This window comes from Micromonospora desertarenae (assembly GCF_056150265.1).
This window is the reverse complement of record NZ_JAXCFQ010000012.1, coordinates 133,860-160,060: the sequence shown is the minus strand read 5'-3', so window position 1 is coordinate 160,060 and position 26,201 is coordinate 133,860. Positions and strand designations below refer to the sequence as shown.

Below are 26,201 nucleotides of genomic sequence, written 5' to 3'. Positions count from 1 at the left end.
GGCGGCGCGGACCCGCCGCCGCCCGGTCACCCGCGCGCCACCCGGTGCCGGCATACTGCGCTGCGTGCTGACCGCCCACCCCTACCTGGACGCGCCCGCGCCGCTGGCGTTCGCCCACCGCGGCGGGGCCGCCGAGGGCGACGAGAACACCACCGAGGCGTTCGCCCGCGCGATCGGCCTCGGCTACCGGTACGTGGAGACCGACGTGCACGCCACCGCGGACGGCGTGGCGGTGATCTTCCACGACCCGACCCTGGAACGGGTCACCGGCGAGCGGGGGCGCATCGCCGCGCTGCGCTGGGCCGACCTCGCCTCGGTACGGGTCGGCGGCGCCGCCGTGGTGCCCCGCCTCGACGAGGTGCTCGACGCCTGGCCGCAGGTGCGGTTCAACATCGACGTCAAGGCCGACGGCGGCGTCGACCCGACCGTGGCCACGGTGGCGCGGGCCGGTGCGGGTGACCGGGTGCTGCTCGCCTCGTTCAGCGACGCCCGGCTGGCCCGGATGCGGGCGCTCACCGGGGGCCGGGTCGCCACCGGTCTCGGCATGCGCGGGGTGGCCCGGCTGCGGATGGCCTCGCTGCACGGGCGGTCGCTGCGGCTGCCGCCGTCGGTGGTCGCCGCGCAGGTGCCGGTGCGCTACGGGCGCATCCGTGTGGTCGACCGCCGGTTCCTGGCCTACTGCCACCGCCTCGGCCTGCAGGTGCACGTCTGGACGATCGACGAACCCACCGAGATGCACGAGTTACTTGATCTTGGGGTGGATGGCATCATGACCGATCACGTCGGCGTGCTGCGCGACGTCTACCGCAGCCGCGGCCACTGGGCCGCCTGACCCCCGACGAGGACCCGATGGCCGAGACCGCCACCCCCACCGTGGGCGACGCCCCCGCCCCGGCCAGCACCCGCCGCGAACGCACCGGCTGGTACGTCTACGACTGGGCCAACTCCGCCTTCCAGACCACCGTCATCACGGTGTTCCTCGGCCCGTTCCTGACCACCGTCACCGAGTTGGCGGCCGGCTGCGAACTCGGCGCGGACAGCTGCGACGGCTTCGTCTACCCGTTGGGTATCAAGGTCGCGGCCGGCTCGTACTACCCGTACCTGATCTCGCTGTCGGTGTTCCTCACCGTCTTCGTGCTCCCGGTGATGGGGGCGATCGCCGACCGGTCCCTGCACAAGAAGCGGCTGCTCGGCGGCGCCGCGTTCACCGGCGCCGGGGCGACGGTGGCGATGGCCTTCGTCACGGGCGACCGCTACCTGCTCGGCGGGGCGCTGTTCCTGATCGCCAACATCAGCTTCGGTGCCGCGATCGTGGTCTACAACTCGTTCCTGCCGCAGCTCGGCGGACCCGACGAACGCGACGGCATCTCCAGCCGGGGCTGGGCGCTGGGCTACCTCGGCGGCGGGCTGCTGCTGGCCGGCAACCTGGTCGCGGTCACCCTGCTCAGCGAGGACGGCAACCCGCAGCGCACGCTGGACCTGGCCCGCTGGTCCATCGTGTCGGCCGGCGTGTGGTGGGCGCTGTTCACCCTGGTGCCGCTGCGCTGGCTGCGCGAGCGGCCCACCGCCGCGGCGCTGGCCGGCGCCGGAGGCAACGTGTTCACCGACGGCTTCCGCCAGCTCGGCCGCACCCTGCGCGAGATCAAGGCGTACCCGCTGACGCTGTTCTTCCTGCTCGCCTTCCTGGTCTACAACGACGGCATCCAGACCGTCATCACCCTGGCCAGCCAGTACGGCACCGAGGAGCTGCGGCTGGGGCAGAGCACGCTGATCACCACCATCCTGCTGGTGCAGTTCCTCGCCTTCGGCGGCGCGCTCAGCCTCGGCGCCCTGGCCCGGCGCATCGGCGCCTGGAAGACCGTGCTGCTGAGCCTCGTGCTGTGGACCGGGGTGATCGTCGCCGCGTTCCGGCTGCCGGCCGAGGCGCCGCTGCCGTTCATGGTCCTCGGCGCCGCCATCGGCCTGGTGCTCGGCGGCAGCCAGGCGCTGAGCCGGTCGCTGTTCAGCCAGCTCATCCCCGCCGGCAAGGAGGGCGAGTACTACGGCTTCTACGAGATCAGCGACAAGGGCACCAGCTGGCTCGGCCCGCTCGCGTTCGGCCTGGTCTTCCAGCTCACCTCCTCCTACCGGGTGGGCCTGGTCTCCCTGCTGATCTTCTTCGTGGTCGGGTTCCTGCTGCTGCTGGCCGTGCCGATCCGCCGGGCCATCGTCGCCGCCGGGAACACCCCGCCCCGGGTGCTCTGACCGGCACCCGGCGGATCCGGCCGGGTCGATCGGTTAGGCTGCCCGACCGTGACCGACGACGCCGCCGCCCTGACCTGCCTGGCCCGCCCGCTGCCCGGCCCGCACGACACGCCCGCGGGCTGCGCGGCGGCGCGCGGGGTGGACGGGCGGCCGCTGCACGCGGCGGCGTTGAAGTTCTTCTGGGGGCCGATGGACTGCGGCAAGTCCACGATGGCCCTGCAGATGAACTACAACCACTCCCGGCAGGGCCGCCGCGGCCTGGTCACCACCCGCATCGACCGGTCGCTGGGCCCGCGGGTCACCACCCGCATCGGCCTGACCCACGAGGCCGTCGAGGTCACCGACGACCTCGACCTGCGCGCGCTGGTCCGCGACACCTGGGCCGAGGGGGTGCGGGTGGACTACCTGATCTGCGACGAGGCCAGCTTCTACAGCGTCGAGCACGTCGAGCAGATGGCCGAACTCGTCGACAGCTACGACGTCGACGTGTACGCCTTCGGCCTCGCCACCGACTTCCGCTCCTGCCTGTTCCCCGCCGCGCAGCGGCTGTTCGAACTGGCCGACGAGGTGGCCCGCATCCAGGTCGAGGTGCTCTGCTGGTGCGGCCGGGAGGGGCTGCTCAACGCCCGGGTGGTCGGCGGGCGGGTGGTCCGCGAGGGCGCGCAGGTCGTCATCGGCGACACCGTGGACACCGCCGAGGTCCGCTACCAGGTGCTCTGCCGGCGGCACTACCGCGCCGGCGACCTCGGCCCACGCAGCAGCTGACCAGCCTGCCCGGCCGGCCCGGCCCGGGTCAGTACGGGTCGCCGCAGACCCGCCAACCGCCGTCCTCGTTCACCACGGACAGGGTGCGCTCCTCGGTGGCGCCGCTGTCGCGGGTCAGCTTCACCGACACCGTGCCGTGCGGGCGCCCCCGCCGGGTGGCCACCGACACGTCGACGATCTCGTAGTCGCTGACCACCGGCGGCGTACGCACCCAGCTGGTGAAGCCGATCTCGCTCCACCGGGTGCGCGCGTCGGCGCACAACCGCTCGTACGCCCCGTCGGTGTCCCCGGCGGTCACCTGCCGCAGGAACTCGTCGGCGGTCTCCCGTACCGGCCCGCTGGCCCGGGTCACCACCTGCACGTTCCAGGCGCCCAGCCCGGCCACCCCGACGCAGCACAGCGCCACGCCCATGCCGGCGAAGACCAGGCCGGCGCGCAGCGGGCGGCGCCGCCGGGCCGGCCGGCTCCACCGCTGCTCACCGCCCACATCTGTCGACGGTAGAGAATCATCGCCGCCCGTGCCCGGGAAAGCCGCCCGGCGGCGCCGCCGGGACTCACGGTTCGATCAGGCCGGCCCGGATGGCGTAGCGGGTCAGCTCCAGCCGGTCGCGCAGGCCGAGCTTCTGCAGCAGGTTCGCCCGGTGCCGTTCCACCGTCTTGACGCTGATGAACAGCAGCCGGGCGATCTCCTTCGAGGAGTGGCCCTCGGCGACCAGCTTGAGGATCTCCTCCTCGCGCTCGGTGATGGCCCGGGCCGGCGGGTCGCCGCCCTGCGCGCTGCGCTCCAGGAAGTTGCGGATCAGCGCGTTGACCGCGCCCGGGTAGAGGAACGGCTCGTCGCGCATGGCGGCCCGGCACGCCTCCACCAGGTCCCGGTCGGCGACGGACTTGAGCACGTAGCCGTTCGCGCCGGCCTTCAGCGCCTCGAAGAAGTACTGCTCGTTGTCGTACATGGTCAGGATGAGGATGCGCAGGTCCGGTTGCTGGCGGGCCAGTTCCCGGGCGGCCTGCAACCCGGTCATCCGGGGCATGGCGATGTCCAGGATGACCAGGTCGGGGCGCTCGGTGGCGGCCAGGCTCAGCGCCTCCGCCCCGTCACCGGCCTCCGCCACCACTGTCAGGTCGGGCTCGCTGTCGAGTATCAGCCGCACGCCGCGGCGGACCAGGGCGTGGTCGTCGGCGAGCAGGATCCGGGTGGTCACGATCCACCACCCCGCTCGGCCACCGGGACTGTCAACCGCACCTCGGTGCCGCCGCCCGGCGCCGGGCCCACGCTCAGCTGGGCGCCGATCAGCAGGGCCCGCTCGCGCATGCCCCGGATGCCGGCGCCCTCGGGCGCGGCGCCGATGCCCCGCCCGTCGTCGCGGACCCGCAGCCGGACCGTGCCCGGACGGTGCTCCAGCGTCAGCTCGACCGTCGTGGCCTTGCCGTGCCGGACGGTGTTGGTCAGCGCCTCCTGGGCCACCCGGTAGAGCACCAGCTCCGCGTCGCCGCCGAGGGCGGGCAGGTCGGCGGCGAGGTGCAGCCCCACGGCCAGGTCGGTGTGCCCGGTGATCTCGGTGACCAGCGCCTTGAGCGCGCTGACCAGGCCCAGCTCCTCCAGCACCCCCGGGCGCAGCCGGCGGGCGATCCGGCGGATCTCGTCGAGGCTGTCGCGGGTGGTCTCCTGCACCTGGGTCAGCTGCCCGCGCAGCGGCTCGGGGGCGTGCCGGGCCACCTGCTTGAGTTCCAGCAGCACCGCGGTCAGCGTCTGACCGACCTCGTCGTGCAGTTCCTGGGCGACCCGGCGCCGCTCGGCCTCCTGGGCGGAGAGCGCGGCGGCGGCGCTGGCGGCCCGCTCCGCCTCCAACCGGTCGATCATGGCGTTGAAGGCGTGGATCAGCTCGGCGGTGCCGCCGGGGCCGACGGGCGCCAGGCGCGGCTCGGGTTGCAGCAGGTCGATGGTGGTCATGGCGCGGGCCAGTCGGCGCAGCGGCGCCAGGCCCACCCGCAGCAGCGCGGCGTTGGCGACCAGCATCGCCACCAGCCCCACGGTCAGCACGACCGCCTCGGTGAGCAGCACCGGGGTGGAGACCGTGACCGGGCCGAGCAGCAGCAGCGTGGCGGTGACCAGCACGGCGGCGTTGAGCAGGAAGATCCGCCAGAACAGCGACACCGGTACGCCCCCTTTCCCCGACCCGCCGCCGTGGCCGGCCGGACCGCAGGTCGGTCCGGGACCGGAGGACCAGCCTGTCCGGCGCCGGCGGCCGGTGTCCATGCGTGGCGACACCCATTTGCCCGCCGTGGCCCACCCACACCCCGCCCGAGGAGGCGCCGCACCGCCGGTGGCGCCACGGCCGCGCCGCGCGGCCGGGGTCAGGGCCAGCATGCCACGCCCGACCGGCGTGGGTGACCGCTGCCGGCCGGTCCCCGCGGTACCCGACGCGACGCCGGTGCCCGCGGGCCGGGACGGCCGATTACAGGCCGGCACCGGCGCCAAATGGGTGTCAGACCCGATGGTCGGTCGGCGCCCCGGGCGGCTGAACTGGCAGCACGACGCCGGGCACGCCGTCCGGCCCGCGACCCCGCCACCCTCCCCGGCGACCCCTCCCGGCGGTCCCCGCGCCGCCGGGAGGGGTCGTGGTCGCCCACCCCACCGGAGGTACTCGTGACCGCAGTGCTGGTGCCAGCCGCACCGACGACACCACCCGCCACGCCACCCGAAGGCACGCACCACGGCCGGCACGGCCCGCCGGGCCGGCGCCGGTGAGCGCCTGGCCCGCCATCGCCGCCATCGCGATCTTCGCGGTGGCGTTCATGTTCATCGCCACCGAGAAGATCAACCGGGTGGCGGTGGTGCTGGGGGCGGCCGGCCTGATGGCCCTGCTCGGCCTGGTCCCCGGCTCGGACGTGTTCTACGCGCACCACGCCGGGATCGACTGGGACGTCATCTTCCTGCTCTTCGGCATGATGATCATCGTCGGGGTGGTCAAGCAGACCGGGGTCTTCGAGTTCCTGGCGATCTGGGCGGCGCAACGCTCGCAGGGGCGGCCGTACCGGCTGATGGCGCTGCTGGTCGGGATCACCGGCCTCGCGTCCCCGTTCCTGGACAACGTCACCACCGTCATGCTGGTGGCCCCGATCACCATCTCGGTCTGCCGCCGGCTGGGCATCTCCGCCGCGCCGTACCTGATCGCCGAGGTGCTGGCCTCCAACATCGGCGGCGCCGCGACGCTCATCGGGGACCCCCCGAACATCATCATCGGCAGCCGCGCCGGACTGAGCTTCAACGACTTCCTGGTGCACATGGCCCCGATCACCGTGGTGATGTTCCTGGCCTTCCTGGTGCTGGCGCGGTTCATGTTCCGCCGGTCCTTCGAGTACCACCCGGAGCGGTTCGCGGCGGTCCGCGACATGGACGCCCGCGCCGCGATCACCGACCCGGCCATGCTGACCCGCTGCCTGGGCGTGCTGGTGCTGGTCATGGTCGGCTTCGCGCTGCACACCGTGACCGGGGTCGACGTGGCGATCGTCGCGCTGCTCGGCGCCGGGGTGATGGTGCTGGTCACCCGGGCCGACAGCGCGAAGTACCTGGCCGAGGTGGAGTGGCCCACGCTGACGTTCTTCCTGGGGCTGTTCGTGATGGTCGCCGGGCTGACCGAGACCGGGGTCATCGAACAGGTCGGGCAGTGGGCGACCAGCGCCATCGGCGACAGCTGGTTCGCCGGCGCGACCAGCCTCATCTTCGGCTCGGCGGTGCTCGGCGCGTTCTTCGACAACATCCCGTACACGGCGACGATGGCGCCCATCGTGGCGGACATCGCCAGCCAGGCCGACCCGCAGACCGGGCAGGCGCTGTGGTGGTCCTTCGCCCTCGGCGCCGACCTGGGCGGCAACGGCACCGCCGTCGCGGCCAGCGCCAACATCGTCGTGCTGGGCATCGCGGCCCGCGCCGGGGAGCCGATCAGCTTCTGGCAGTTCACCCGGTACGGCATCGCCACCACCGTGCTGACCACGCTGATCGCCTGGGGCTACGTGTGGCTGCGCTACTTCGCATGACCGCACGGGAGGCCGAGAGGGGGCCGCGGTGACCCTGACACAGCTGTACGTGACGCTGGCCATCGGCACCGGCGTCCTCCTGGTCAGCGTCGCCGCGGCCCGGCTCGCCGCCCGGCTGGGCATGCCCGTGCTGCTGGCGTACCTCGGGGTGGGTCTGCTGCTCGGGCAGGACGGGCTCGGCCTGCCCTTCGACGACGCCGCGCTGGCCCAGGCGCTGGGCATGGCCGCCCTCGCGGTGATCCTGGTCGAGGGCGGGCTGACCACCGACGTGAAGGACGTCCGGCCGGTGCTGGCGCCCGCGACCGTGCTCGCCACCATCGGCGTGCTGGTCAGCGTCGGGGTCACCGCGGCGGCGGCGTACCTGCTGCTGGACATCGGCTGGCAGACGGCGCTGCTGCTCGGCGCGATCGTGTCCTCCACCGACGCGGCGGCGGTCTTCGCCGTGCTGCGGTCGGTGCCGCTGCCGAAGCGGCTCACCAGCCTGGTGGAGGCCGAGTCCGGGCTCAACGACGCGCCGACGTTCATCCTGGTGCTCACGTTCAGCGCGGCCACCCTGGACGCGGTGGCGCCGCTGCCGCTGCTGGCCGCGATGCTCGTCCAGCTCGCCGCCGGCGGCGTGATCGGCCTGCTCATCGGCACGGTCGGGGTGTGGGTGCTGCGCCGGCTCACGCTGCCCACCTCGGGGCTGCACCCGATCGCGATCGTGGGCTGCGGCGTGCTCGCCTACGCGGTCGCCGGGCTCACCCAGACCAGCGGATTCCTGGCCGCGTACCTGGCCGGCCTGGTGCTCGGCAACGCCGGCCTGCCGCACCGGCGGGCCACCCGGTCGGTCGCCGAGGGGCTGGGTTGGATCGCCCAGATCGGCCTGTTCGTCATGCTCGGGCTGCTGGTCACCCCGAGCGAGCTGCCCGCGAGCACGGTGCCGGCGCTGGTGGTCGGCGCCGCGCTGCTGCTCGTCGCCCGGCCGGCGTCGGTGCTGGTGTCGCTGGCCGCGTTCCGGGTGCCGCTGCGCGAACAGGTCTTCCTGTCCTGGGCGGGGCTGCGCGGGGCGGTGCCGATCGTGCTGGCCACCATCCCGGTCGTCACCGGCGCGCCCGGCAGCGACCAGGTGTTCAACGTGGTGTTCCTGCTGGTCGTCGTCTTCACCGTGATCCAGGCCCCGGCCCTGCCCTGGCTGGCCCGGCGGCTCCGGCTCGCGCCGCACCGCCTCGGGCCCGACCTGCAGGTCGAACTGGCGCCGCTGGACGCCATGGACGCCGACCTGATCCACGTCACCGTCGAGCCCGGCTCCCGGTTGCAGGGCGTCTACCTGCCCGAACTGCGGCTGCCGCCGCCGGCCGCGACCACGTTGGTGGTACGCGGCCCGGACACCTTCGTGCCCGACCAGCACACCCGGCTACGGGTCGGCGACCAACTCGTCGTGCTCACCACCCCACGGGTGCGGGAGGCCACCGAGCGGCGGCTGCGCGCCGTCGCCCGGGCCGGGCGGCTGGCCGGCTGGTTCGGCGAGACCGGGCACCCCGATCGCGTCCCGACAGCGAACAGGAGATGACCATGCGGATCGAACGCACCGCGCTGCCCGGCCTCGGGGTCGGCTACACCCTGCGCACCGTCGAGGGAGCCGCGCTCGGCGTGCTGCACCTGCACGGCGGGCGGCGCGACCTGGTCCTCTACGCGCCCGGCGACCCGGACACCGTCGAGCGGTCGCTGACCCTCACCGCCGCCGAGGCGCGGGAACTGGCCGAACTGCTGCACCCGATCGCCACCATCGACCACGTCCCCGAACTGGAGCAGCGGGCCGGGGAGTTGACAGTGGCCGCCGTACCGGTGACCGCCGCCTCGCCGTACGGCGGCCGCGCCCTGCGGGACGTGCTCGCGGACGTCCCCGGCGTCACTGTGGTCGCCGCGCTCCGGGACGGGCGGACGATCACCGCGCCCGGGCCGGCCCACCGGCTCGCGCACGGTGACGCCCTGCTGGTCGCCGGCACCCCGGCGGACGTCGGCGCGCTGAGCCGCCGGATCACCCCCGGCGAACCATGACCCGCCGCGGGTACCTGCCAGAGGATGTCAGGTACCTGCGGCAGGCTGGCCGGCATGACAGTGACAGCCGATCTCGCCATGGTCAACCTCGACAGCTCCGACCCGGCCGCACACGCCGCGTTCTACCACCGGGTGCTCGGCTGGGAGGTCACCCACAGCCAGCCCGAGTACGCCATGATCAGCAGCGGTGGCTTGGCCATCGGCTTCGGACTGGTCGAGGGCTACCGCCCGCCGTCCTGGCCGGACGCCTCCGGCGGCAAGCGCTACCACCTCGACCTGTACGTCGACGACCTGGCCGGCGCCGAGCAGGAGTTCCTGGCCGCGGGCGCGTCGAAGCCGGAGTTCCAGCCCGGCGACGGGCGGTGGGTGGTGCTCGTCGACCCGATCGGGCAGCCGTTTTGCATCTGCCCCCGCCCGCAGGGCTGAAGCCGGCGGGCCGGTCAGCCGCGGCGGCGGGACCGGGCCGCCCAGATCACGTACGCCGGGTCGCGGTCGAGGTTGTGCCGGTCCCGGTCGTAGCGGCGGGTGGTGCGCGGGTCGGCGTGCCCCATCGCGTCCTGGACGTCCTCCAGCGGGACGCCCTCGGCGCGGGCGGTGGTGGCGAAGGCGTGCCGCAGCGAGTGCGGCGACAGCCTCGCCCAGGCCGGGATGCCGGCGGTCCGGGCCAGCCGGCGCACCAGCCGGAACACCGAGTGCCGGTCGAGCCGGGCGCCGCTGGCGGTGACCAGCAGCGGCCCGGCCAACTCGGCCACCGGCACCCCCTGGGCGGCGGCCCGCTGGGCCAGGTAGGCGTCCACCGCGTACGCGGTGCCGGGGGTGAGCGCCCGGCGGCGGGCCCGGCCGCCCTTGCCGACGAACCGGACGCTGCGGTGCCCCCGCTCGGCGCCCAGGTCGGCCAGGTCCAGGGAGACCAGTTCGCCGACCCGCAGCCCGAGGTCGGCCAGGAGCGCGATGGCTGCGCGGTTGCGCGCCGCGGTGGGCCCGGTGTCGGCCTCGGCGGCGGCGAGCAGCGCGTCGACCTCCTCCGGGGTGAGCCCGACGGTGGCCGAGTGGTCCCGGTCGATGCGCGGCCGGTCCGCGCCGGCCACCGGGTTGGCCGGCACCGCGCCCAGCTTGGCGAGGAAGTCGTACCAGCTGGACAGCGCGGAGAGCTTGCGCGCCACGGTGGCCGGGGTCAGCGGGCGGCCGCTGCGCACCGCCAGCGTCGACTCCAGCGTCCGGCCGTACTCGTTGACGTGCAGGAAGCTGGCCCGCAGCGGGTCCAGTTCCCGGTCGGCGCACCAGGCCAGCCAGCCGGCGATGTCCCGCCGGTACGCGTCGCGGGTGTGCTCGCTCAGTCGCCGGTTGCGCAGCCACGCCTCGGTGAAGTCGGTGGGACCCCCGGGCAGGGCGGGCGGGGCCGGCGGCCGGGGCAGCGCCGGGACGTCCGAGGAGATCATGTGAAAAAGGTTCTCAGCCCGGGGTGGGAATCGCGACGAGGCGCGCCCGACCGGTTCGGCGACAACCCCGCCGCCCGGCCCGCCGCCGGGCCGGAGGTAGCGTCGGGCGGTGCGCGCGAGTCGGCTGGTCTCCCTGCTGCTGCTCCTACAAACCCGGGGCCGGATGACCGCGCAGGAACTGGCCGACGCCCTGGAGGTGTCGGTGCGCACCGTCTACCGCGACGTCGAGTCGCTCGGCGCCGCCGGCGTCCCGGTCTACGCCGACCGCGGGCCGGCCGGCGGCTACCGCCTGCTCGACGGCTACCGGACCCGGTTGACCGGGCTCACCGCCGACGAGGCGCAGGCGCTGTTCCTGACCGGCATGCCGGGCCCGGCGGCCGAGCTGGGACTCGGTTCGGTGCTGGCCACCGCGGAGTTGAAGCTGCGCGCCGCGTTGCCGGCCGAGCTGGCCGATCGGGGCGAGCGGATCCGGCAGCGGTTCCACCTGGACGCCCCGACCTGGTTCCGCGAGCCGGAGCCCACCCCGCACCTGGCCGCGCTGGCCCGCGCGGTGTGGGAGGACCGCCGGGTCGAGGTGCGCTACCGGCGGTGGAAGGCGCCCCGGGAGGTGACCCGGCTGCTCGCGCCGCTCGGCGTGGTGCTCAAGGCCGGTCGCTGGTACCTGGTCGCCGACGCGGGCGGCGACGTGCGCACCTACCGGGTCGGCGCGATCCTCGAGCTGACCGTCCTGAACGAGCACTTCGACCGGCCGGACGACTTCGACCTGGGGCGCTGCTGGCAGGAGCACGCCGACCGCTACGAGCGCGGCGTCTACCGGGCCGAGGCGACGGTACGGATGACCACGGCGGCGCTGGAGCTGACCGGGTACGTCTTCCCGCCGGCGATGGCCCGGGCGGCGCGGGCGGCGGCCGGCCCGCCGGACGAGCACGGCTGGCTGCGCACCACGGTGCCGATCGAGTCGGTCCGGCACGGCCACATCGAGCTGCTGAAGCTCGGCGCGGAGGTGGAGGTGCTGGCCCCGGCGGAGCTGCGGGAGCGGTTCGTCGGCACCGCGCGGGCGCTGGCCGAGATGTACGCCCCGGCGCCCTGAGCCCCGGGGGGCACGCCTCGGGGGCGGGCCCGGCGCGCGGACCCGCCCCGGAAACGGTCAGGCGTTGATCTGCTTGCGGCCGTTGCCGTTGGCGGTGATGCTGATCCGCCGCGGCTTGGCCCGCTCGGCGATCGGGATGCGCAGCGTCAGCACGCCGTTGTCGTAGCCGGCCTCGAGCTTGTCGGTGTCGAGGGTGTCGCCGAGGAACAGCTGCCGGCTGAAGGTGCCCATCGGGCGCTCGGCGGCGACCAGTTCGACCTTGTCGCCGGTGGGCCGGCGGCGCTCGGCGCGGACGGTCAGCACGTTGCGCTCCACCGTGCAGTCGATGCTGTCCGGGTCGACGCCGGGCAGGTCGAACGCCGCGTAGAAGTAGTCGCCGTCGCGGTAGGCGTCCATGTGCATCATGGCCGGCCGGGCGGTGGTGCCGAAGAACTGCTCGGCGAGCCGGTCGATCTCACGGAACGGGTCGGTACGCATCAGCATGGTCGTGCCTCCTCGGTTCTCCTGGCCGAAGGTGTCAGGTTGAGTCTGGGTGACTCAACTTCCTCTTCTGTGATAGCGCGGGAAGCGACAGTCGTCAACTCGGCAGGAGCTTTTCGAACCGGTCCTCGGCGTGGCCGTAACGGGCGTACCGGGCGGGAGGCGGCGGGCACCGCCGCGGGTGCCGGCGGCGGTCAGCGACGGCGGGCCGGCAGCAGGGCGATCAGTGCCGCCGCCACCGCCAGGTGCATGGCGCCGAGGGCGACCTTGGCGCCGCCGGTGGCGTCGGTGGCGACGACCGGGAAGAGCGAGAGCAGCGCCACCACCACCGCGAGCACCGTCCAGACAGCGGCCCCCCGCCGGGTCAGTCGCTCCAGCACGGCCAGCGCCGCCCAGCCCAGCAGGGCGGAGCCGAGCGACACCGTGACGATCGCGGCGGGGCCGAGTTCCATCGCCGGCTGCCCCGGATTCCGCACTGTGTAGTCGACGCCGGCGACCGCGCCGACGGCCCAGATGAGCACGCAGGCCACGACGGCGGTGGCCACGCCGAGCGCGCGGCGACGCAGGGACGGGGCGGGGGTGGCGGTGGTGGACGGCGCGGTGGCGGTCATGGTTGCTCCTCGGTCGGGGACGCGAACAACTGAGACCGTAGCAGATCGTCTTGATCGAGACTATCTCATTCGGAACTAAAATCCGGGGCGGCTACCCGGGCCGCACGCCCCGCCGCCCGCCAGCCGCCCCGCCACCAGCGCCTCGATCGACCGCAGGAACACCGCGCGGTCGGCCTCCGGCAACGAGGCGAGCACGTCCCGGTGGATGCCCGCCGCGATCTCCTGTGCCCGGTGCAGCACCTTCTCGCCCTCCGGGGTGACCTCCACCAGCCGGGCCCGCCGGTCGCTCGGCGACGGCTGGCGACGGACCAGGCCCGCGGCCTCCAACTGGTCCAGCGTCACGACCATGGTGGTCTTGTCGACCCCGCACCGCTCACCGAGCTGCCGCTGGGTGAGCCCACCCGGCCGGGCCATCAGCAGCACGTAGTGCGCCCGAGGTGAGATGCCCAGTTCGGCCAGCCCGGCGGCCAGCTCCTCGGTCAGCGCGTGACTGGCCCAGGAGAGCAGGAACATCAGGTCCCGGGTGCCACCGGGCGAGCACGAGGTCATGCCCCGAGGCTAACAAGATGTTCCGTGACGGGATCGTTTCGCCGGCGAACGATCAGGCGCCGCTGCGCCAGTAGACGCCCTGCTCCCGGGCGAGCAGGCACTCGTCGACCAGGTAGCGCCGCAGGGTGACGTGGTCCGAGCCGCCACCGGCACACCAGGCGCGCAACGCGTCGTCCACCGCCCGTTCCGGATAGCGCACGCCCGGCTCGAAGCTGCCGGCGATGTGCGCCAGCAGCACCCGGCGCCGGCCGCGCTGCGCCGGCAGGGCGACCAGCACCCCGTCGCGCAGGAACGTGCGCAGGATCCTCTCCGCCGGCTCCCGCGCCGCCCGGGCCGGCGGGTCGGTGCGGGCCGCCTCGCGCAGCCGGTCCGCGTCCACCCGCAGGTCACCGTCGTCGCCGGTGACCAGGCCGGCGTCGCGCAGCCGGCGGATCGCCGTGACGACCGGCCGTGCCGCCAGCCCGGTCCGCCCGGCCACCGCCGGCGCGTCCGCGGCGCCGAGCACGATGGCCGCGAAGACCTGTCGCCGTATGTCGTCGGCGAGCGCCCCCGCCAGAACCTGTGCCGTCATGCCGGCCACCCTGCCAGCGGCGGTAGGGCGGCGCCAGACGATTTCCCCGGTGTCAGTCGGCCGGCCGCTCGGCGACCCCGCGCCGCTGCTCACGGCCGGCCTGCTGGTGCTGGTCGCCTGCGCCGGCACCGCCGCCGTGCCCGGCGTGCGCCGGCTGACCCTCGCCCCGCGCGACGACCTGGCGGCCGCCGCGCGGTGACCCGGCGCGGGTGTGGGGTGGTTCAGAGCGGGTGCCCGGTGGTGGCGTCCACGTGGTCGGGCACCGGGTCGTGCCGGTCCCCGACGCTGGACGTGCCCGACGGTTCGAACATCAGGATCGACGCGCCCCCCGGCGACGACGGGCGGTGCGCCACCCCGCGCGGTACGACGTGGACGGAACCGCGCGGCAGCACCACCTCCCGCTCGGCGCCGCCCTCCCCGTCGCGCGAGGCGATGCGCAACTCGCCCTCCAGCACCAGGAAGAACTCGTCGGTGTCGTCGTGGGTGTGCCAGACGTGCTCGCCGGCCACCTTGGCGATCCGCACGTCGTAGTCGTTGACCCGGGTGACGATCCGGGGGCTCCACAGCTGGGTGAACCCGGCCAGCGCGGCGGCCAGGTCGATCGGCTCGGCTCTCATCCGTCCATCCTGCCCGGCGAGACCGACCGCGTCAGCCCGCGTCGCGGGGCAACCGGCGGTGGCATCGGCGGGCGATGATGGGCGGGTGGCCGAACCCGTCACCGACGTCGCCGCCCGCACCCCCGACGAGCCGGCCCCGGAGCAGCCACCCGCGCCCGGTCCGCGCGCCCGCGGTCCGTGGCTGGTCGCCGCCGCCACGAGCACGGTGCTGCTGCTGCTCGCCACCCGCTACGGCTACCACCGCGACGAGCTGTACTTCCTGCTCTGCGGCCGGCACCTCGACTGGGGCTACGTCGACCAGGGCCCGCTGGTGCCCGCCCTGGCCCGGCTCGCCGACACCGTCGCCCCGGGCAGCCTGCTCGCGCTGCGGACGCCGTCGGCGCTGATCGCCGGCGCCGCGGTGCTGCTCACCGCGGCGATCGCCCGCGAACTCGGCGCGGGACGCGGCGGGCAGACCCTCGCCGCGTTCCTCGCGGCCACCTCCGGCATCGTCCTCGCCCCCGGGCACCTGCTCAGCACCACCACCGTCGACGTGCTGGTCTGGCTGACCGCGGCGTGGTGCGCCGTTCGGCTGCTGCGCACCGGCGACAGCCGCTGGGCGCTCGGCGTCGGGCTGGCCGTCGGCGTCGGGATGCTCAACAAGCTGCTGCCCGCCCTGCTCGCGGCCGGGCTGCTCGCCGGGGTGGCCGTCGCCGGTCCGCGCCGGCTGCTGCGCGACCGCTGGGTGCTCGCCGCCGCCGCGCTGGCCGCGCTGCTCGCCGCGCCCACCCTGGTCTGGCAGGCCAGCCACGGGTTCCCGCAACTGTCGGTGGCCGCCTCGATCGCCGACGGGGACAGCTCCTACAGCGGCCGCCTCGACGCGCTCGTCCTGCAGTTCGTCATCATCAGCCCGTACGCGGTGCCGATCTGGGTGGCCGGGCTGGTGGCGCTGCTGCGCCGACCCGGCTGGCGGGCGTACCGGGCGGTGGGCTGGGCGTGGCTGGTGGTGGTCGCCGTGGTGCTGGCCGCCGGCGGCAAGGGCTACTACGACGCGCCGCTGCTGCTGGTGCTCACCGCCGCCGGGGCGGTGGTCGCCGCCGGCTGGGCCGCCCGGGCCCGGTGGCGGCGCGGCCTGCTGGCGGCCGGCGCCGCGGTGACCGTCGCCGGCAGCGCGGTCCTCCTGCTGCCCACCCTGCCGGCGCAGCGGTTGCCCGAGGTGGTGGTCGCTGTCAACTACGACGCCGGCGAGACGATCGGCTGGCCCGCGTTCGCCGACTCCCTCGCCACCGTCCACCGTGGCCTCCCCGCCGACCAGCGGGAGCGGGCCGTGATCCTCACCGGCAACTACGGCGAGGCGGGCGCGGTGGCCCGCTACGGCCCGGCGCGTGGCCTGCCCGCCGCGTACTCCGGCCACAACAGCATGGCCGACTTCGGCCGCCCGCCGGAGGGCGCCGACGTGGTGATCGCCGTCGGGTGGCAGCGTCCCGACCGGCTGCGCGGCTGGTTCACCGAGGTCACCCTCGCCGGGCGGGTGGACCAGCGGGTCGAGGTGGACAACGACGAGAACGGCGGCCCGATCTGGGTCTGCCGGGGGCTGCGGCGCCCGTGGGCGCAGTTCTGGGACACCGAGGTACGCCACCGCGGCTGACCGGTCGCCGGTTCACTCCCCCGTCGGGCCGCCGGCCAACTCGGCGACGATGTCCAGGTGCCCGAGGTGGCGGGCGTACTCCTGGACCAGGTGGAACAGCACCCGCTCCAGGGTCGCCGGGTCGGCGCCGGCCCACCGCGGGCCGGGCGCGCCGACCGCCGCCAGGTCGGTGGCGTTGACCACCGCGGTGGTGTGCGCACCCTGCGCGCGCAGCGCGGCGACCAGCTCGTCCCGGGTCTCCCCGGCGGCGACGTGCCAGCGGTCGCCGCGCCGGTCGCCCCACGGCTCGGCGACGTCGCGGCCCTGGAACCCCCACTCGATCCAGCGCAGCTCCACGAACCGCAGGTGCTTGACCAGCTCCAGCGGGGTCCAGCCGGACGCCAGCCGGCTGCGCCGCAGCTCCTCCTCGGGCAGCGCCCGGACCTTGGCCAGCAGGGTCTCCCGGAAGTAGTCGAGGTAGCGCAGGAACACCTCGGCGCGGCTGGTCGCCGGGGCGGTGGGCTCGGGAAACGGCATCGTCACCGGGCCATTGTCCGCCGCTGCGGCGCGGCGGCGTCGGTGGCCAGCCGACGGGCGTCCCCGATCGCGGATCCCGGCGCTGCGCGGCGACGCCGGGTGCGGCAGAGTGGCACCCGACGACGAGGGAGGCGGTGGCCGTGGAGGGTCCGACCGGGGTGGTGTTCCCGAAGACCGACGCCGGGCGCAGCACCTCCGCGCTCGGCCGCGCGGTGGTCGCCGACGCCCTGCGCGCCGCCGACCCGGTGGGCGCACGCTCGGCCGAGCACGAGACGAACTGGCGGCACGGCTACCTCGGGCACTTCCGGCGGCTCGTCGAGGCCGGCCTGCTCTCCCGGGACGCCGCCGTGACGATCGCCCGGGACGGGCTCGCCTCGCTGCACCGGCGGATGACGGTGGTCCGCGACGACGGCACCGAGATCGGCCTCGGTGATCTCTTCACCGCCCCCACCGGCGTCGCGCCGCTGCGCACCGCGACGGTCACCGGCACCGGCGACCCCGACCGCGAGCTGACACTGCCCTACCGGGGCAGGCGGCTGCGCGGCGACGAGCTGCTGCGCCGGCTCGACGGCTGGGTCACCGCCGGTGTCGTCGAGCCGTCCTGCGCCGAGGCGGTACGTGCCGTCGCGGCCAACCCGGACTGGCTCGACCTGCGCGACCAGCGCATCGTCGTGCTCGGCGCGGGCGCCGAGATGGGCCCGTTGCCGTCCGTGCTGCGCTGGGGCGGCGACGTGGTCGCCGTCGACCTGCCCCGACCGGAGATCTGGCGGCGGCTGCTGCAGACCACCCAGCGTCACGGCGGGCGGCTGCACGTGCCGGTGCCCGCCGGCACCGACGACACCGCGCTCGCCGAGCACGCCGGCGCCGACCTGCTGCACCGCCTTCCGCAGGTCGCCGACTGGCTGCTCGGCATCGACGGTCGGCTCGTGCTCGGCAACTACGTCTACGCCGACGGCGCCACCAACGTCCGGGTCGCCACCGCTGTCGACGCGCTCACCCGCCACCTGCAGGAGTGCCGCGACGACGTGGCGCTGGCCTTCCTGGCCACCCCCACCGACGTCTTCGCCGTCCCCGGCGACGCGGTACGCCACGCCGAGCGCGGCTACGCGGCCCGCGGCGTGCTCCGCCGGTCGCTGCGGGTGGCCTCCGGCGGCCGGCTGCTGCACCGCAACTACCCGCCGGACGCCGACCCCGGCGTCAACGACAGCCTGGTGCCGCAGCAGGGCCCCAACTACGCGCTGGCCAAGCGGTTGCAGCGGTGGCGGGCGACGGTGGCCCGGGACGCCGGGGCGACCGTGTCGTTCAAGGTGGCGCCGCCCACCCGCACCCGCTCGGTGCTGCGCAACCGGGCGCTCGCCGCCGCGTACGCGGGCGCGCACCGGTTCGGCATCGAGGTCTTCGAGCCGGCCACCAGCAACACGCTGATGGCCGCGCTGCTCGTGCACGACCTGCGCACCGGCGCGCCGGCCCAGCCGCACCCGTGGCAGGACGAGGCGTACGGGGCCGCGCACGGCGGGCTGTGGCGGGTGCCGTACGCCCCGCGCAGCGCGCTCGGCCTGGCCGTGCTGCTCGGCCTCGGCGGCGCGCGGACCTGACCCGCCGGTTCGCGGATCAGCCGGCGGGGTGCCCGGGCAACCGGAACCGGCCCCGGCGGCCACGGCCGTCGCGTCACGGTCGTCGCGTCGCGGCCGTCGTCCGGCGGTCGGGTCAGCGGGTGCGGCGCTCCGGGGCGGGCGCGGGGTTCACCTCCGGGCGCAGGGTGACCGTGCCGTCGGTGTGCTCGACCGCGAACAGCGTGCCGGGCGGGAACGCCGCCAGCGTCTCCGGCGGCAGCTGGAGGGTGCCGTCCCCGGCCACCACCGCGAACTCCCGGCCGTCGCGGCCCTCGGCGCCCACCCGGCCGTCCCGGATCGTGACGGCCCGCCCCAGCCGCGCGCCCACCTCGCCGTCGTGGGTCACCACGACCACTGTGGTACCCCGCTCGGCGTTGACCGTCTCCAGCGCCGCGAGCACCTCGTCCCGGCCGGGCCCGTCGAGCTGGCTGGTCGGCTCGTCGACCAGCAGCAGCCCGGGCCCGGCCGCCAGCCCCTGCGCCAGCGCCGCCCGCTGCCGCTGCCCCGCGCTCAGCTCGCCAACGCGCCGCCGGCCGGCGCCGGCCAGGCCGACCAGCTCCAGGATCGCCTCCGGCGGGTCGAGCCGGCGCCCGGGCAGGCGCGCCGCGGATCGCTGCGCCAACCAGACGTTGCGCTTCAGCGACACGTACGGCAGCAGGTTGCGCTCGGCGCCCTGCAACACCGTGCCCACCACGGCGCCGCGCAACGCGGCGAGCTGCCGGGCCGACAGCCGCGACAGGTCGTGCTCGCCCACGTACGCCCGACCGGCGCTGGGCCGCATCAGGCCACCGAGGATCGCCACCAGGGTGGACTTGCCGGAGCCGGACGGGCCGACCAGCGCCAGCATCTCACCGGCGGCGATGTGCAGGTCCACCCCGGACAGCGCGACCACGTCCCCCGAACCGGTCGGGTAGATGTGGATCAGCCGGTGGCAGGTGACCGGGGTGCCCTCGTCGGGCGGCGGCGCGGTCACCGGCCGGCCCGCCGGCGTACCGAGGCGGCGAGGAGCCGGCCGAGGACCACCGCGGTCACCGCGAAGAGGGCGATCGCGGGCACCGTGACCGCCAGCAACCCGCCGGCGGCCGGCCAGTCCGGTATCGGCACGGGCGACCGGCCGTCGCTGAACAGCCGCTGCCCGTGCCGGGTGAGCCGCCACATCGCCCCGGCCGCGAGCACACCGGCCGCCGTGGCGACGGCGACCGGCCAGCCGTACCCGCCGCGGACCGCCCGCGGGGGCAGGCCCTGCCGGCGCAGCGCCACCATCGTGGCGACCCGGTTGCGCTGCTCGGCCGCGGCCATCGCGACCAGGCCGGCCGCTCCGATCAGCACCCCGGCCAGCGCGGCGAAGAGGTTGAACCCCAACGCCAACGCCGGACCCTGGCTGGCGAGATCCCGGCGCTCGGCGCCGATCGTGCGCTCGGCCGACACGACCAGGCCCTGCGACCGCAGCCGGTCGCGCACGTCGGCGGGCGCCGCCGGGCCCAGCCACACCTCCTCGACGCCGCTCTGCCCGCCGACGGCGAGCCGGTCGGCGTACTCCAGGTCCAGCACCATGCCGGACTCCCCGAACCGCGGCAGCCGGTCGGCGTGTCCGGCGACCACCGCCGTGGCCGGGTTCGAGTCCAGCGCGTCGTACCGGATCGAGCCGAGGTTCGTGCCCGCCGAGCGGGTCAGCCAGCCGGGCAGCAGGTCGGGCGCGTCCGCCACGGCCACGGCGATCGGGTCCGACCAGCGGCCCTCCGGCACGTCCAGGACCAGTCCCGGCTCACCGCCGCCGCCGATGGCCGTCAGCGAGACGTCGCGGATGTCCGGCGACCGCCACCGGGTCCCCTGGGCGAAGTCGGCGGCGGTCAGCCGGACCGTGTCGCCGTCACCGGCGCGCAGCTCCTCGAACCGGACCCGCACCGGCCGGGGGGTGAGCGGGACGGTCAGCTCGAAGTTGACCAGCCGGCACGGCGACCCGCACTCGGGCACCGGCACCCGGTACGCGGCCCGGCCGGTGTCCAGCGGCCGCTCGGCGGCGATCCGGCGGGTGCCGGACCGGCTGGCGACCGAGACGAAGAGGCGGGGCTCGGCGCCGGCGTAGGCGACCTCGTCGTAGTCGACGTCGACCACCACGGTCAGCCACCGGCCCCGCAGCTCCACCGGCTCGGCCGGTGGCCGGGGGCGCAGCTCGCGGGCGATGTCGGACAGCGCCACGCCGTACGACGGGTGGGCGGCGGCGACCGCCGCCAGCCGGCCGGAGTCGACGGCGAGCAGCGGCAGGTCGCCCCGGCTGGTCGTGCTCCTCGCCACCACGGCCATCGCGAACCGCCCCTCGGGATCCACCGCCCGGACCGCGTCCAACAGGTGCTTGCGGGACAGCGCGTCGACCCCGACCACCCGGGCGGCGCCGACGTCCACGGTCGCCCGGTCCGCGTACGCGGCGGTGGCCAGCTCGCGGGTGGCAGCGGTGAACGCCAGCATCGCGACCACCACCGTGAGCAGCGCGATCAGCGGCCGGAAGCGGGGTTGCCGGGCCACCTGCAGCAGGGCGAGACCGGTGGCGGCGCGGCCTCGGGCCAGCAGCCGCCCGCCCACCGCCGCCCCGACGGTCATGGCGAGCCGGGCCAGCAGCACCCCCACGGCGAGCGCACCGACGACCGGCGCCAGCAGCGCCAGCCCGGACGGTGCCCCGCCGGCGCGCAACTGCACCACGGCGGCCACGGCGACCGACAGCGCCACCACGTCGCCGACGCTCGCCCGCCAGCCACGGACCCGCGAGGGCACCCGGCGCAGCAGGTCCACCACCGGCGCGGAGAGGCTGCGGGACTGGGCCAGCAGCACCGCGGCGAGCGCACCGAAGGCGGCGAGGGTGGCGTAGCCGACCGCGGTGGCGTCCAACGCCACCGCGGGCTCGCCGGTCAGCGTGTGCGCGGCGAGCAGGTCGGCGGCGGCCAGCCCGGCCAGGCAGCCCAGCGGGATCGCGGCCAGCGCCGGCACGGCGTGTTCACCGACCGCCAGCGTCCACAGGCGCCGGCGCTGCACGCCGCGCAGCAGCAGCAGTCCCTGTTCGGGTCGGCGCAGGTCGGCCGCCGAACTGACCGCCATGAACAGCACCAACCAGCAGAGCAGGACCAGCAGCCCGGCGCCCAGGGTCACGCCGACCGCCAGTTGACCCCGTTGCGTCGTGACGCGGTGCAGCAGGTCGGGCAGGCTGGTGCTGGTGCCGAGTCGGTCCCGCCCGGCGGTGCGGGCCGCGGTCGCGACGGCGGACCGCAGGTCGTCGACCGATCCGGAACGCACCAGCCGCTCGGTGACGAACAGGTCGGCCGTGGGGCGTTGCAGGATGGCGTCCTCGTCGGCCAGCCGCGCGGCTCCGCCGGTGAAGATGGCGTCCCGCGCGCTGCCGACGGCGGACACCGGCGGCGGGCCCGGTGCGGGCGGCGGCAGGTACTCCCCGCCGAGCCAGTACGCAGCGGTCGGGTCGAGCGGCCGGTAGACGCCGGTCACCCGCAGCGGCACCCCGGCGAAGGTCACCTCGCCGCCGGCGGTCACGCCGAGCTGGCCGGCGGTGTTCGTGCTGACCATCACCTCGGGAAGCTCGCCGGCGGCGGCGGGACCCGGACAGGTGCCGGTCACCGCGACCCGCTCGCAGATCCCCTGCCGGAAGACGAGGGTCGAGGAGACGGTGCCGGCCGGGCCGGCGGCCATGCCGGCGGCCTGCGCGCCGAGGACGACCTCGAAGCCGGCCGCCGCGAACGGCTCGACCTGGCCGCGGAACGCCGCGACGCCGGGATCGGCGGGAATCCCCGGGTACTCGGCGATGGAGCTGAACCGGAGCCGGCGTTCGTCGGGCCCGGCGGCGGCGAGTTCCTGGCTCGCCAGGGCCTGGCCGGCGGCGGCCACGTACATCGGTGCGGCCGCGGCCCCGGCGCTGGCCAGCACCGCGAGCAGGAGCACCGCCAACGCCTGCGCCCGGCGGGCGGCGAGTGCTCCCGCGATGACGGCCAGCATGGACGCTCATGCTAGTCAGCGGCGGGAACGCCGGACGGCCCGCGGACACGGATCGATACCAGCCGGTTACCCGGGCACTCGGGGGTCAGCCGCGTCGGAGTTGCGCCGCGCCGCCGGCCAGGTGCAGTTCGGCCGCGCAGGCGGCGGCCACCTCCGGGTCGTGGGTGGCGAACACGACCGCCGCGCCCCGGTCGGCCTCGTCGTGCAGCAGGTCCAGCACCCGCTGCCGGTTGCCCGCGTCGAGTTCGCTGGTCACCTCGTCGGCGAGCAGGACGCCGCCGCGCAGGGCCAGGCCGCGGGCGATCGCCGTGCGCTGCTGCTGGCCGCCGGACAGTTCCTCGACCAGCTGGTCGGCCTGACCGGACAGACCCAACCGGTCCAGCGTCCCGGTGGTGACCCGGCGCGCCTGCGCCGCACCCATGCCCCCGGCGACGAGGACCACCTGCACGTTCTCCGCCGCGGTCAGGATCGGGGCCAGGCCGTTGTCCTGCGGGACGAGGACGATCCCGCGCGCCACCGCGTGGTCGCGGTCGCGCAGCGGTTCGCCGTCCACGGTGACCGCGCCGGCACGCGGCCGGAGCAGCCCGGCCATCGCGTTCAGCAGGGTGGTCTTGCCGGCGCCCGAGGATCCGGTGACCGCCAGCACCCGACCCGGGCGCACCGCCACCGAGACGCCCCGCAGCACGGGCGGGTCGTCGCCGTATCCGAGGGACACATCGTGGATGGCCAGCATGGGATTCCGCCACCTCCGGGGCCGGGCGCCAAGCAGCCTGCCACGCCGGGCGTACGCCGCACAACAGGCCCGCGGGGCCCGGCCACCCGGTTCCGGGGCCGTCGTCGCCGGCCGTGCGACCACCGCCCTATCCTGGCCGGGTGCTGTCGCAGGTGACCGGGTTGTCGCGGCATTTCACCGAGGAGACCCTGCGCGCCTATCTGCTGTGCCGCGCGGTACGGCGGGACGACGGCTGCCTGGTCGTCCGCGGCTACGGCAGCCGGCGCGGCGTGCACCAGAAGCTCGCCGGTCGGGCGTGGGCGCACGTCGCCGCCTTCGCCGTCTTCGTCGGCGGGTACGACCCCGCCCTCGAGGTGCGGCACCTGTGCGGGGTGCCGGACTGCATCGAGCCGACCCACCTGCGCCAGGTCACCCACGCCGAGACCTGCCGCGGCCGGCGGCAGCGCTCGACGTGCCGCAACGGGCACGACCGCGAGGTCGATCCGGCGACCGGCCGCTACCGGAAGGTGTGCCGGATCTGCAACCGGGACGCGCAGCAGCGGTGGCGGGCACGCCAGGCGGCCCGGGTCGCCGAGGCACGCGCCGGCGCCGGCCGGCCGACTCCCTGACGCCCTCCTTCGCGTTCCCGGCCGATGGCTGGCCGCCGTGGTCCGCTCGGCCCAGCGAGACTTCGCCAACCGGTCCCACGGACGGTGAGCGCCCGCGGCGGCGGGCCGCGCCAGCACGGGTGCTCACCCGCCCGGCATCGCCGACGCGGTCAGCGATGCCGGGCGCTGCCTCACGCGGGGACCACCGCGCCCGGTGCCGGCCGGCGCGATGCCTGGCGCAGGGAGCGGATGCCGAGGTAGAGGAACGGCAGGAGCAGCAGCAGATCGGCCACGTGCGCGATCGACGCCTCCCGGGTGATCCGGCTCAGCGGGAACGCCACGCCGCCCAGGACGAGCACCCCGATCGCCACGGGGGCCGCCCGCAGGCGGAGCAGCATCACCCCGAGTGCTACCAGCACCAGGGGAAAGAGGACCGGGGCGGCCGCCACGCGCGCCGTCCCGGCAGCGAAGGCGAGACCCGCCAGCCCGACATCCGCCACCGAAGGCCGCATGGCGTGACGGTACGCAACCATCCCCGCACCGGCATACCACGAACGTGGTACTCGACCCTCCCACTCCGAACCCGGCGGGGCCGCCGTCAGCGGCGGCGTGGTCCGACGGCGAGCCGGTCGCGGCGGCGGTGGTGGTGGACGCGGCCGACCCGAACCGCACTCCGGTGGTGGGGATGGCACTCCCGGACTACCGGACCACGGTCACGGTCCCCCACCGGCACTCCGGCGCCGGCGGCGCCCCGATGCGCGGTCGGGTGACCGTGGACCACCATCGAGCCGCCCACGTCGTCGCCGCGTCGGGCGCGATGGGCGACGCCTCAGGACCACATGCCGGAGGCCATCTCGTCCAGCACGGGCAGCCAGAGACTGTCGCCCTGGAAGGGCAGTGGATCCCGTTCCTCCACCGCGGCGCGGACGCCTTCCACGGCCTCCTCGAGGCGTGCGAAGTCCTCGTCCCCGCCGTCGCGCCAGTCGAACTCCCGAAGGAGGCGATGCAGCGAGAAGGCGAGGTAGGCAAGCGAGGAGAGGTCGGCGTGGAGGGATCGGACCGGGCCGCCGTCCTCGCAAAAGCCGTGGACCGATCCGGTCGCCGGGTCGAGGGCCAGGTGGGCCACCTGGAGCCAGCCGAACACCGGCCAGGACGCGCAGCCGGCGGGGGCGTTCTCGTGGTGTGCGAGGTCGACCTTGTCGCCGACGAGGGGAAACCGCCCGGCTTCCGTACACCGCTGAGGCTGGAAGACGCCGGCCGGGATTCCGGTGGAGTAGAGGAACCGTGCCGCGGAGAGGTCTTCCGGAACGTCACCCAGAGAACCGGGGGGCGCGACGAAGACGGCGTCTTCGCCGAGGGACGCCACCATCTCGCCGTGGGAGATCTCGAAGAGCACGGAAATGATCATAGTTTCCTGGGCTGGGCGGAATTGAGCGTGACCGACGTGGTGGACCTTTCAGGTACGGCTTACACCAGCATACGTCCTTACGCACAAGAACAGTCATTATGGTGCATAGACGGTTCGTCCCCAATGTCCGGTCTCTTTGCCGGATTGCTGTTACTGGTAATCCGATAATTCGCCGCTGACCGCGCGGCGGGCGTGCCAGGGCGGCGATCGACGGGATTGCCGGGCACGGTCGGTCACCGCTCCGGACGCCAACCCGCCGCACGCAGTCACCCGCGGCTGGTGGCCGTCCGAAGCCCGCGGTGCTTCACCGCGAGTGCCGCCCGGTCACCACTCGGGGATGAGCGGCGGATCCGGCTCGTGCCGCCGCCAGGCTTCGGCGAGGCGGACGAGGCGGGTGGGGGCGGCGATGCCGCGCACGGTCGCGATCCTGCCGTCGGCGACGTCGAACGCCACGGCGCCGACGACCCGGTCACCGACCACGGCGAGGATCGCGGGAGCGTGGTTGACGAGCGCGTAGTGGATGGCGGGCGTGCCGCCGGCGAACCGCCGTTTCGCGGGTGTGGGCTTGAAGCCGGCCCGGGCGACGGCGGCGATGCGCTGCGGCGTGTCGTACCGCTGCAGCGTCCCGGTCAGCCCGGCGCCGTCCGAGATCGCGGTCGCGTCGTCGGTGAGCAGCGCCACCAGCCGTTCGGTGCGGCCCGAATAGGCGGCGGCGAGGAATTCCTCGACGATCCTGCGGGCGGCTGCCGGGTCGACCTCGCCGCCGGGACGCGCCACGGTGACGCGCCGTCGGGCCCGGTGCAGGTGCTGCTGGCTCGCGGACTCGGTGATGTCGAGGATCTCGGCGATCTCCGCGTGGCTGTACGAAAACGCCTCGCGCAGGAGGTAGACGGCCCGCTCGACGGGTGACAGGCGCTCCAGGAGGGTCAGCACGGCCAGGGAGACCGACTCGCGCTGCTCGACGGTGTCGGCCGGGCCGAGCATCGGATCGCCGTCGAGGAGCGGTTCGGGCAGCCAGGAGCCGACGCTGCGTTCGCGGCGCGCCTGTGCCGAGCGGAGCCGGTCGAGGCACAGGTTGGTGACGACCTTGGTCAGCCATGCTTCCGGCACCCTGATCCGCTGCCGGTCGGCGGCCTGCCAGTGCAGGAACGCGTCCTGCACCGCGTCTTCGGCGTCGGCGGCGGAGCCGAGCAGCCGGTACGCCAGCGAGGCCAGCCGGTTCCGGCTGGCCTCGAACCGACTGGCGTCGAAGCGATCGGCGGCGGTGCTGTCCACCC

28 protein-coding genes are annotated in these 26,201 nt (G+C 75.1%); 12 read left to right on the top strand and 16 right to left on the bottom strand.

The window, feature by feature from the left end; translation table 11 throughout:
• The first annotated feature begins 64 nt into the window (after positions 1-64).
• Genes SM577_RS23715 through SM577_RS23705 form a run of 3 tightly spaced genes read left to right on the top strand, consistent with a single transcriptional unit; the run spans position 65 to position 3,009 of the window.
• Positions 65-832, top strand: coding sequence for a glycerophosphodiester phosphodiesterase family protein (locus SM577_RS23715; protein WP_302922803.1), 768 nt, complete (start codon positions 65-67; stop codon positions 830-832).
• A 17-nt stretch (positions 833-849) separates the two neighbouring features.
• Positions 850-2,244: an MFS transporter gene (locus tag SM577_RS23710; RefSeq protein ID WP_109904943.1), complete on the top strand. Its 1,395-nt coding sequence runs from the start codon at positions 850-852 to the stop codon at positions 2,242-2,244.
• 48 nt (positions 2,245-2,292) lie between these two features.
• A complete protein-coding gene (locus SM577_RS23705) occupies positions 2,293-3,009 on the top strand; it encodes a thymidine kinase (RefSeq protein ID WP_302922642.1) in 717 nt (238 codons plus the stop codon).
• A 28-nt stretch (positions 3,010-3,037) separates the two neighbouring features.
• Here SM577_RS23705 and SM577_RS23700 read toward each other — a convergent pair whose 3' ends face one another.
• From SM577_RS23700 to SM577_RS23690, 3 genes are all read right to left on the bottom strand, one after another.
• Positions 3,038-3,496 (bottom strand): Rv0361 family membrane protein, encoded by a 459-nt coding sequence (locus tag SM577_RS23700; RefSeq protein ID WP_302922643.1) that lies wholly within the window; start codon positions 3,494-3,496, stop codon positions 3,038-3,040.
• Between the two features lie 67 nt (positions 3,497-3,563).
• Positions 3,564-4,211 (bottom strand): response regulator, encoded by a 648-nt coding sequence (locus tag SM577_RS23695; protein ID WP_302922644.1) that lies wholly within the window; start codon positions 4,209-4,211, stop codon positions 3,564-3,566.
• Positions 4,208-5,164, bottom strand: a complete 957-nt coding sequence (locus SM577_RS23690) for a HAMP domain-containing sensor histidine kinase (RefSeq protein ID WP_302922645.1) — start codon at positions 5,162-5,164, stop codon at positions 4,208-4,210. The genes SM577_RS23695 and SM577_RS23690 overlap by 4 nt, the downstream gene beginning before the upstream one ends.
• 590 nt (positions 5,165-5,754) lie before the next feature.
• On the opposite strand from SM577_RS23690, the gene SM577_RS23685 reads away from it, so the two are divergent.
• From SM577_RS23685 to SM577_RS23670, 4 genes are read left to right on the top strand one after another with little or no spacing between them, the layout of a single operon-like run.
• Positions 5,755-7,047, top strand: a complete 1,293-nt coding sequence (locus tag SM577_RS23685) for an ArsB/NhaD family transporter (RefSeq protein ID WP_474579769.1) — start codon at positions 5,755-5,757, stop codon at positions 7,045-7,047.
• A gap of 28 nt (positions 7,048-7,075) precedes the next feature.
• On the top strand, positions 7,076-8,599 hold the full coding sequence (locus tag SM577_RS23680) for a potassium/proton antiporter (RefSeq protein ID WP_474587999.1): 1,524 nt from the start codon (positions 7,076-7,078) through the stop codon (positions 8,597-8,599).
• Between the two features lie 2 nt (positions 8,600-8,601).
• On the top strand, positions 8,602-9,087 hold the full coding sequence (locus tag SM577_RS23675) for a cation:proton antiporter regulatory subunit (protein WP_474587998.1): 486 nt from the start codon (positions 8,602-8,604) through the stop codon (positions 9,085-9,087).
• Between the two features lie 54 nt (positions 9,088-9,141).
• The gene (locus SM577_RS23670; protein ID WP_474587997.1) at positions 9,142-9,513 is read left to right on the top strand and encodes a VOC family protein; all 372 of its coding nucleotides are present in this window, start codon (positions 9,142-9,144) and stop codon (positions 9,511-9,513) included.
• Positions 9,514-9,527: 14 nt separating this feature from the next.
• Here SM577_RS23670 and SM577_RS23665 read toward each other — a convergent pair whose 3' ends face one another.
• Entirely contained in the window at positions 9,528-10,526 is a 999-nt protein-coding gene (locus tag SM577_RS23665; protein WP_302922650.1) for a tyrosine-type recombinase/integrase, read from the bottom strand.
• Positions 10,527-10,635: 109 nt separating this feature from the next.
• Here SM577_RS23665 and SM577_RS23660 point away from each other — a divergent pair, with 109 nt between their 5' ends.
• Positions 10,636-11,616 (top strand): helix-turn-helix transcriptional regulator, encoded by a 981-nt coding sequence (locus SM577_RS23660; RefSeq protein WP_474587996.1) that lies wholly within the window; start codon positions 10,636-10,638, stop codon positions 11,614-11,616.
• Between the two features lie 57 nt (positions 11,617-11,673).
• Here the strand turns inward: SM577_RS23660 and SM577_RS23655 are convergent, their stop codons facing one another.
• From SM577_RS23655 to SM577_RS23640, 4 genes are all read right to left on the bottom strand, one after another.
• Positions 11,674-12,099, bottom strand: a complete 426-nt coding sequence (locus SM577_RS23655) for an Hsp20/alpha crystallin family protein (protein WP_302922652.1) — start codon at positions 12,097-12,099, stop codon at positions 11,674-11,676.
• A 191-nt stretch (positions 12,100-12,290) separates the two neighbouring features.
• The gene (locus SM577_RS23650) at positions 12,291-12,707 is read right to left on the bottom strand and encodes a DUF6069 family protein (RefSeq protein ID WP_474587995.1); all 417 of its coding nucleotides are present in this window, start codon (positions 12,705-12,707) and stop codon (positions 12,291-12,293) included.
• Positions 12,708-12,782: 75 nt separating this feature from the next.
• The gene (locus tag SM577_RS23645; RefSeq protein WP_474579774.1) at positions 12,783-13,256 is read right to left on the bottom strand and encodes a MarR family winged helix-turn-helix transcriptional regulator; all 474 of its coding nucleotides are present in this window, start codon (positions 13,254-13,256) and stop codon (positions 12,783-12,785) included.
• Positions 13,257-13,308: 52 nt separating this feature from the next.
• Entirely contained in the window at positions 13,309-13,827 is a 519-nt protein-coding gene (locus SM577_RS23640; protein WP_474587994.1) for a DUF2087 domain-containing protein, read from the bottom strand.
• 49 nt (positions 13,828-13,876) lie between these two features.
• Here SM577_RS23640 and SM577_RS23635 point away from each other — a divergent pair, with 49 nt between their 5' ends.
• Positions 13,877-14,026, top strand: coding sequence for a hypothetical protein (locus SM577_RS23635; protein ID WP_474587993.1), 150 nt, complete (start codon positions 13,877-13,879; stop codon positions 14,024-14,026).
• A 22-nt stretch (positions 14,027-14,048) separates the two neighbouring features.
• On the opposite strand, the gene SM577_RS23630 is transcribed toward SM577_RS23635, so the two are convergent.
• Complete coding sequence (locus SM577_RS23630; protein WP_109899669.1) at positions 14,049-14,444, bottom strand: cupin domain-containing protein; 396 nt, start codon at positions 14,442-14,444, stop codon at positions 14,049-14,051.
• An 85-nt stretch (positions 14,445-14,529) separates the two neighbouring features.
• On the opposite strand from SM577_RS23630, the gene SM577_RS23625 reads away from it, so the two are divergent.
• The gene (locus tag SM577_RS23625; RefSeq protein ID WP_474587992.1) at positions 14,530-16,071 is read left to right on the top strand and encodes an ArnT family glycosyltransferase; all 1,542 of its coding nucleotides are present in this window, start codon (positions 14,530-14,532) and stop codon (positions 16,069-16,071) included.
• A 12-nt stretch (positions 16,072-16,083) separates the two neighbouring features.
• Here the strand turns inward: SM577_RS23625 and SM577_RS23620 are convergent, their stop codons facing one another.
• On the bottom strand, positions 16,084-16,587 hold the full coding sequence (locus SM577_RS23620) for a DinB family protein (protein ID WP_302922804.1): 504 nt from the start codon (positions 16,585-16,587) through the stop codon (positions 16,084-16,086).
• Between the two features lie 140 nt (positions 16,588-16,727).
• On the opposite strand from SM577_RS23620, the gene SM577_RS23615 reads away from it, so the two are divergent.
• On the top strand, positions 16,728-18,182 hold the full coding sequence (locus SM577_RS23615; protein WP_474587991.1) for a hypothetical protein: 1,455 nt from the start codon (positions 16,728-16,730) through the stop codon (positions 18,180-18,182).
• A 112-nt stretch (positions 18,183-18,294) separates the two neighbouring features.
• Here the strand turns inward: SM577_RS23615 and SM577_RS23610 are convergent, their stop codons facing one another.
• The 3 genes from SM577_RS23610 to SM577_RS23600 all read right to left on the bottom strand — a co-directional run bounded on the left by SM577_RS23610 (position 18,295) and on the right by SM577_RS23600 (position 22,929).
• The gene (locus SM577_RS23610) at positions 18,295-19,173 is read right to left on the bottom strand and encodes an ABC transporter ATP-binding protein (protein WP_474587990.1); all 879 of its coding nucleotides are present in this window, start codon (positions 19,171-19,173) and stop codon (positions 18,295-18,297) included.
• Entirely contained in the window at positions 19,170-22,196 is a 3,027-nt protein-coding gene (locus tag SM577_RS23605) for an FtsX-like permease family protein (RefSeq protein WP_474587989.1), read from the bottom strand. The genes SM577_RS23610 and SM577_RS23605 overlap by 4 nt, the downstream gene beginning before the upstream one ends.
• A gap of 85 nt (positions 22,197-22,281) precedes the next feature.
• Entirely contained in the window at positions 22,282-22,929 is a 648-nt protein-coding gene (locus SM577_RS23600; protein WP_474579778.1) for an ABC transporter ATP-binding protein, read from the bottom strand.
• Between the two features lie 140 nt (positions 22,930-23,069).
• Between SM577_RS23600 and SM577_RS23595 the strand changes: the two genes are divergently transcribed.
• Complete coding sequence (locus SM577_RS23595) at positions 23,070-23,537, top strand: HNH endonuclease (protein WP_302922664.1); 468 nt, start codon at positions 23,070-23,072, stop codon at positions 23,535-23,537.
• Between the two features lie 170 nt (positions 23,538-23,707).
• On the opposite strand, the gene SM577_RS23590 is transcribed toward SM577_RS23595, so the two are convergent.
• The 3 genes from SM577_RS23590 to SM577_RS23580 all read right to left on the bottom strand — a co-directional run bounded on the left by SM577_RS23590 (position 23,708) and on the right by SM577_RS23580 (position 26,199).
• Entirely contained in the window at positions 23,708-24,028 is a 321-nt protein-coding gene (locus SM577_RS23590; protein WP_474587988.1) for a hypothetical protein, read from the bottom strand.
• Positions 24,029-24,345: 317 nt separating this feature from the next.
• Positions 24,346-24,912 (bottom strand): SUKH-4 family immunity protein, encoded by a 567-nt coding sequence (locus SM577_RS23585; protein ID WP_474587987.1) that lies wholly within the window; start codon positions 24,910-24,912, stop codon positions 24,346-24,348.
• Positions 24,913-25,248: 336 nt separating this feature from the next.
• Positions 25,249-26,199 (bottom strand): sigma-70 family RNA polymerase sigma factor, encoded by a 951-nt coding sequence (locus SM577_RS23580; RefSeq protein ID WP_302922667.1) that lies wholly within the window; start codon positions 26,197-26,199, stop codon positions 25,249-25,251.
• Positions 26,200-26,201: the final 2 nt, after the last annotated feature.

What these genes read in the sequence shown, in the direction of transcription:
- SM577_RS23710 (WP_109904943.1), top strand. Translation starts at nt 850, where the DNA reads ATGGCCGAGACCGCCACCCCCACCGTGGGCGACGCCCCCGCCCCGGCC.
- SM577_RS23675 (WP_474587998.1), top strand. Translation starts at nt 8,602, where the DNA reads ATGCGGATCGAACGCACCGCGCTGCCCGGCCTCGGGGTCGGCTACACC.
- SM577_RS23670 (WP_474587997.1), top strand. Translation starts at nt 9,142, where the DNA reads ATGACAGTGACAGCCGATCTCGCCATGGTCAACCTCGACAGCTCCGAC.
- SM577_RS23665 (WP_302922650.1), bottom strand. Translation starts at nt 10,526, where the DNA reads ATGATCTCCTCGGACGTCCCGGCGCTGCCCCGGCCGCCGGCCCCGCCC.
- SM577_RS23655 (WP_302922652.1), bottom strand. Translation starts at nt 12,099, where the DNA reads ATGCTGATGCGTACCGACCCGTTCCGTGAGATCGACCGGCTCGCCGAG.
- SM577_RS23650 (WP_474587995.1), bottom strand. Translation starts at nt 12,707, where the DNA reads ATGACCGCCACCGCGCCGTCCACCACCGCCACCCCCGCCCCGTCCCTG.
- SM577_RS23645 (WP_474579774.1), bottom strand. Translation starts at nt 13,256, where the DNA reads ATGACCTCGTGCTCGCCCGGTGGCACCCGGGACCTGATGTTCCTGCTC.
- SM577_RS23640 (WP_474587994.1), bottom strand. Translation starts at nt 13,827, where the DNA reads ATGACGGCACAGGTTCTGGCGGGGGCGCTCGCCGACGACATACGGCGA.
- SM577_RS23630 (WP_109899669.1), bottom strand. Translation starts at nt 14,444, where the DNA reads ATGAGAGCCGAGCCGATCGACCTGGCCGCCGCGCTGGCCGGGTTCACC.
- SM577_RS23620 (WP_302922804.1), bottom strand. Translation starts at nt 16,587, where the DNA reads ATGCCGTTTCCCGAGCCCACCGCCCCGGCGACCAGCCGCGCCGAGGTG.
- SM577_RS23605 (WP_474587989.1), bottom strand. Translation starts at nt 22,196, where the DNA reads ATGCTGGCCGTCATCGCGGGAGCACTCGCCGCCCGCCGGGCGCAGGCG.
- SM577_RS23600 (WP_474579778.1), bottom strand. Translation starts at nt 22,929, where the DNA reads ATGCTGGCCATCCACGATGTGTCCCTCGGATACGGCGACGACCCGCCC.
- SM577_RS23590 (WP_474587988.1), bottom strand. Translation starts at nt 24,028, where the DNA reads ATGCGGCCTTCGGTGGCGGATGTCGGGCTGGCGGGTCTCGCCTTCGCT.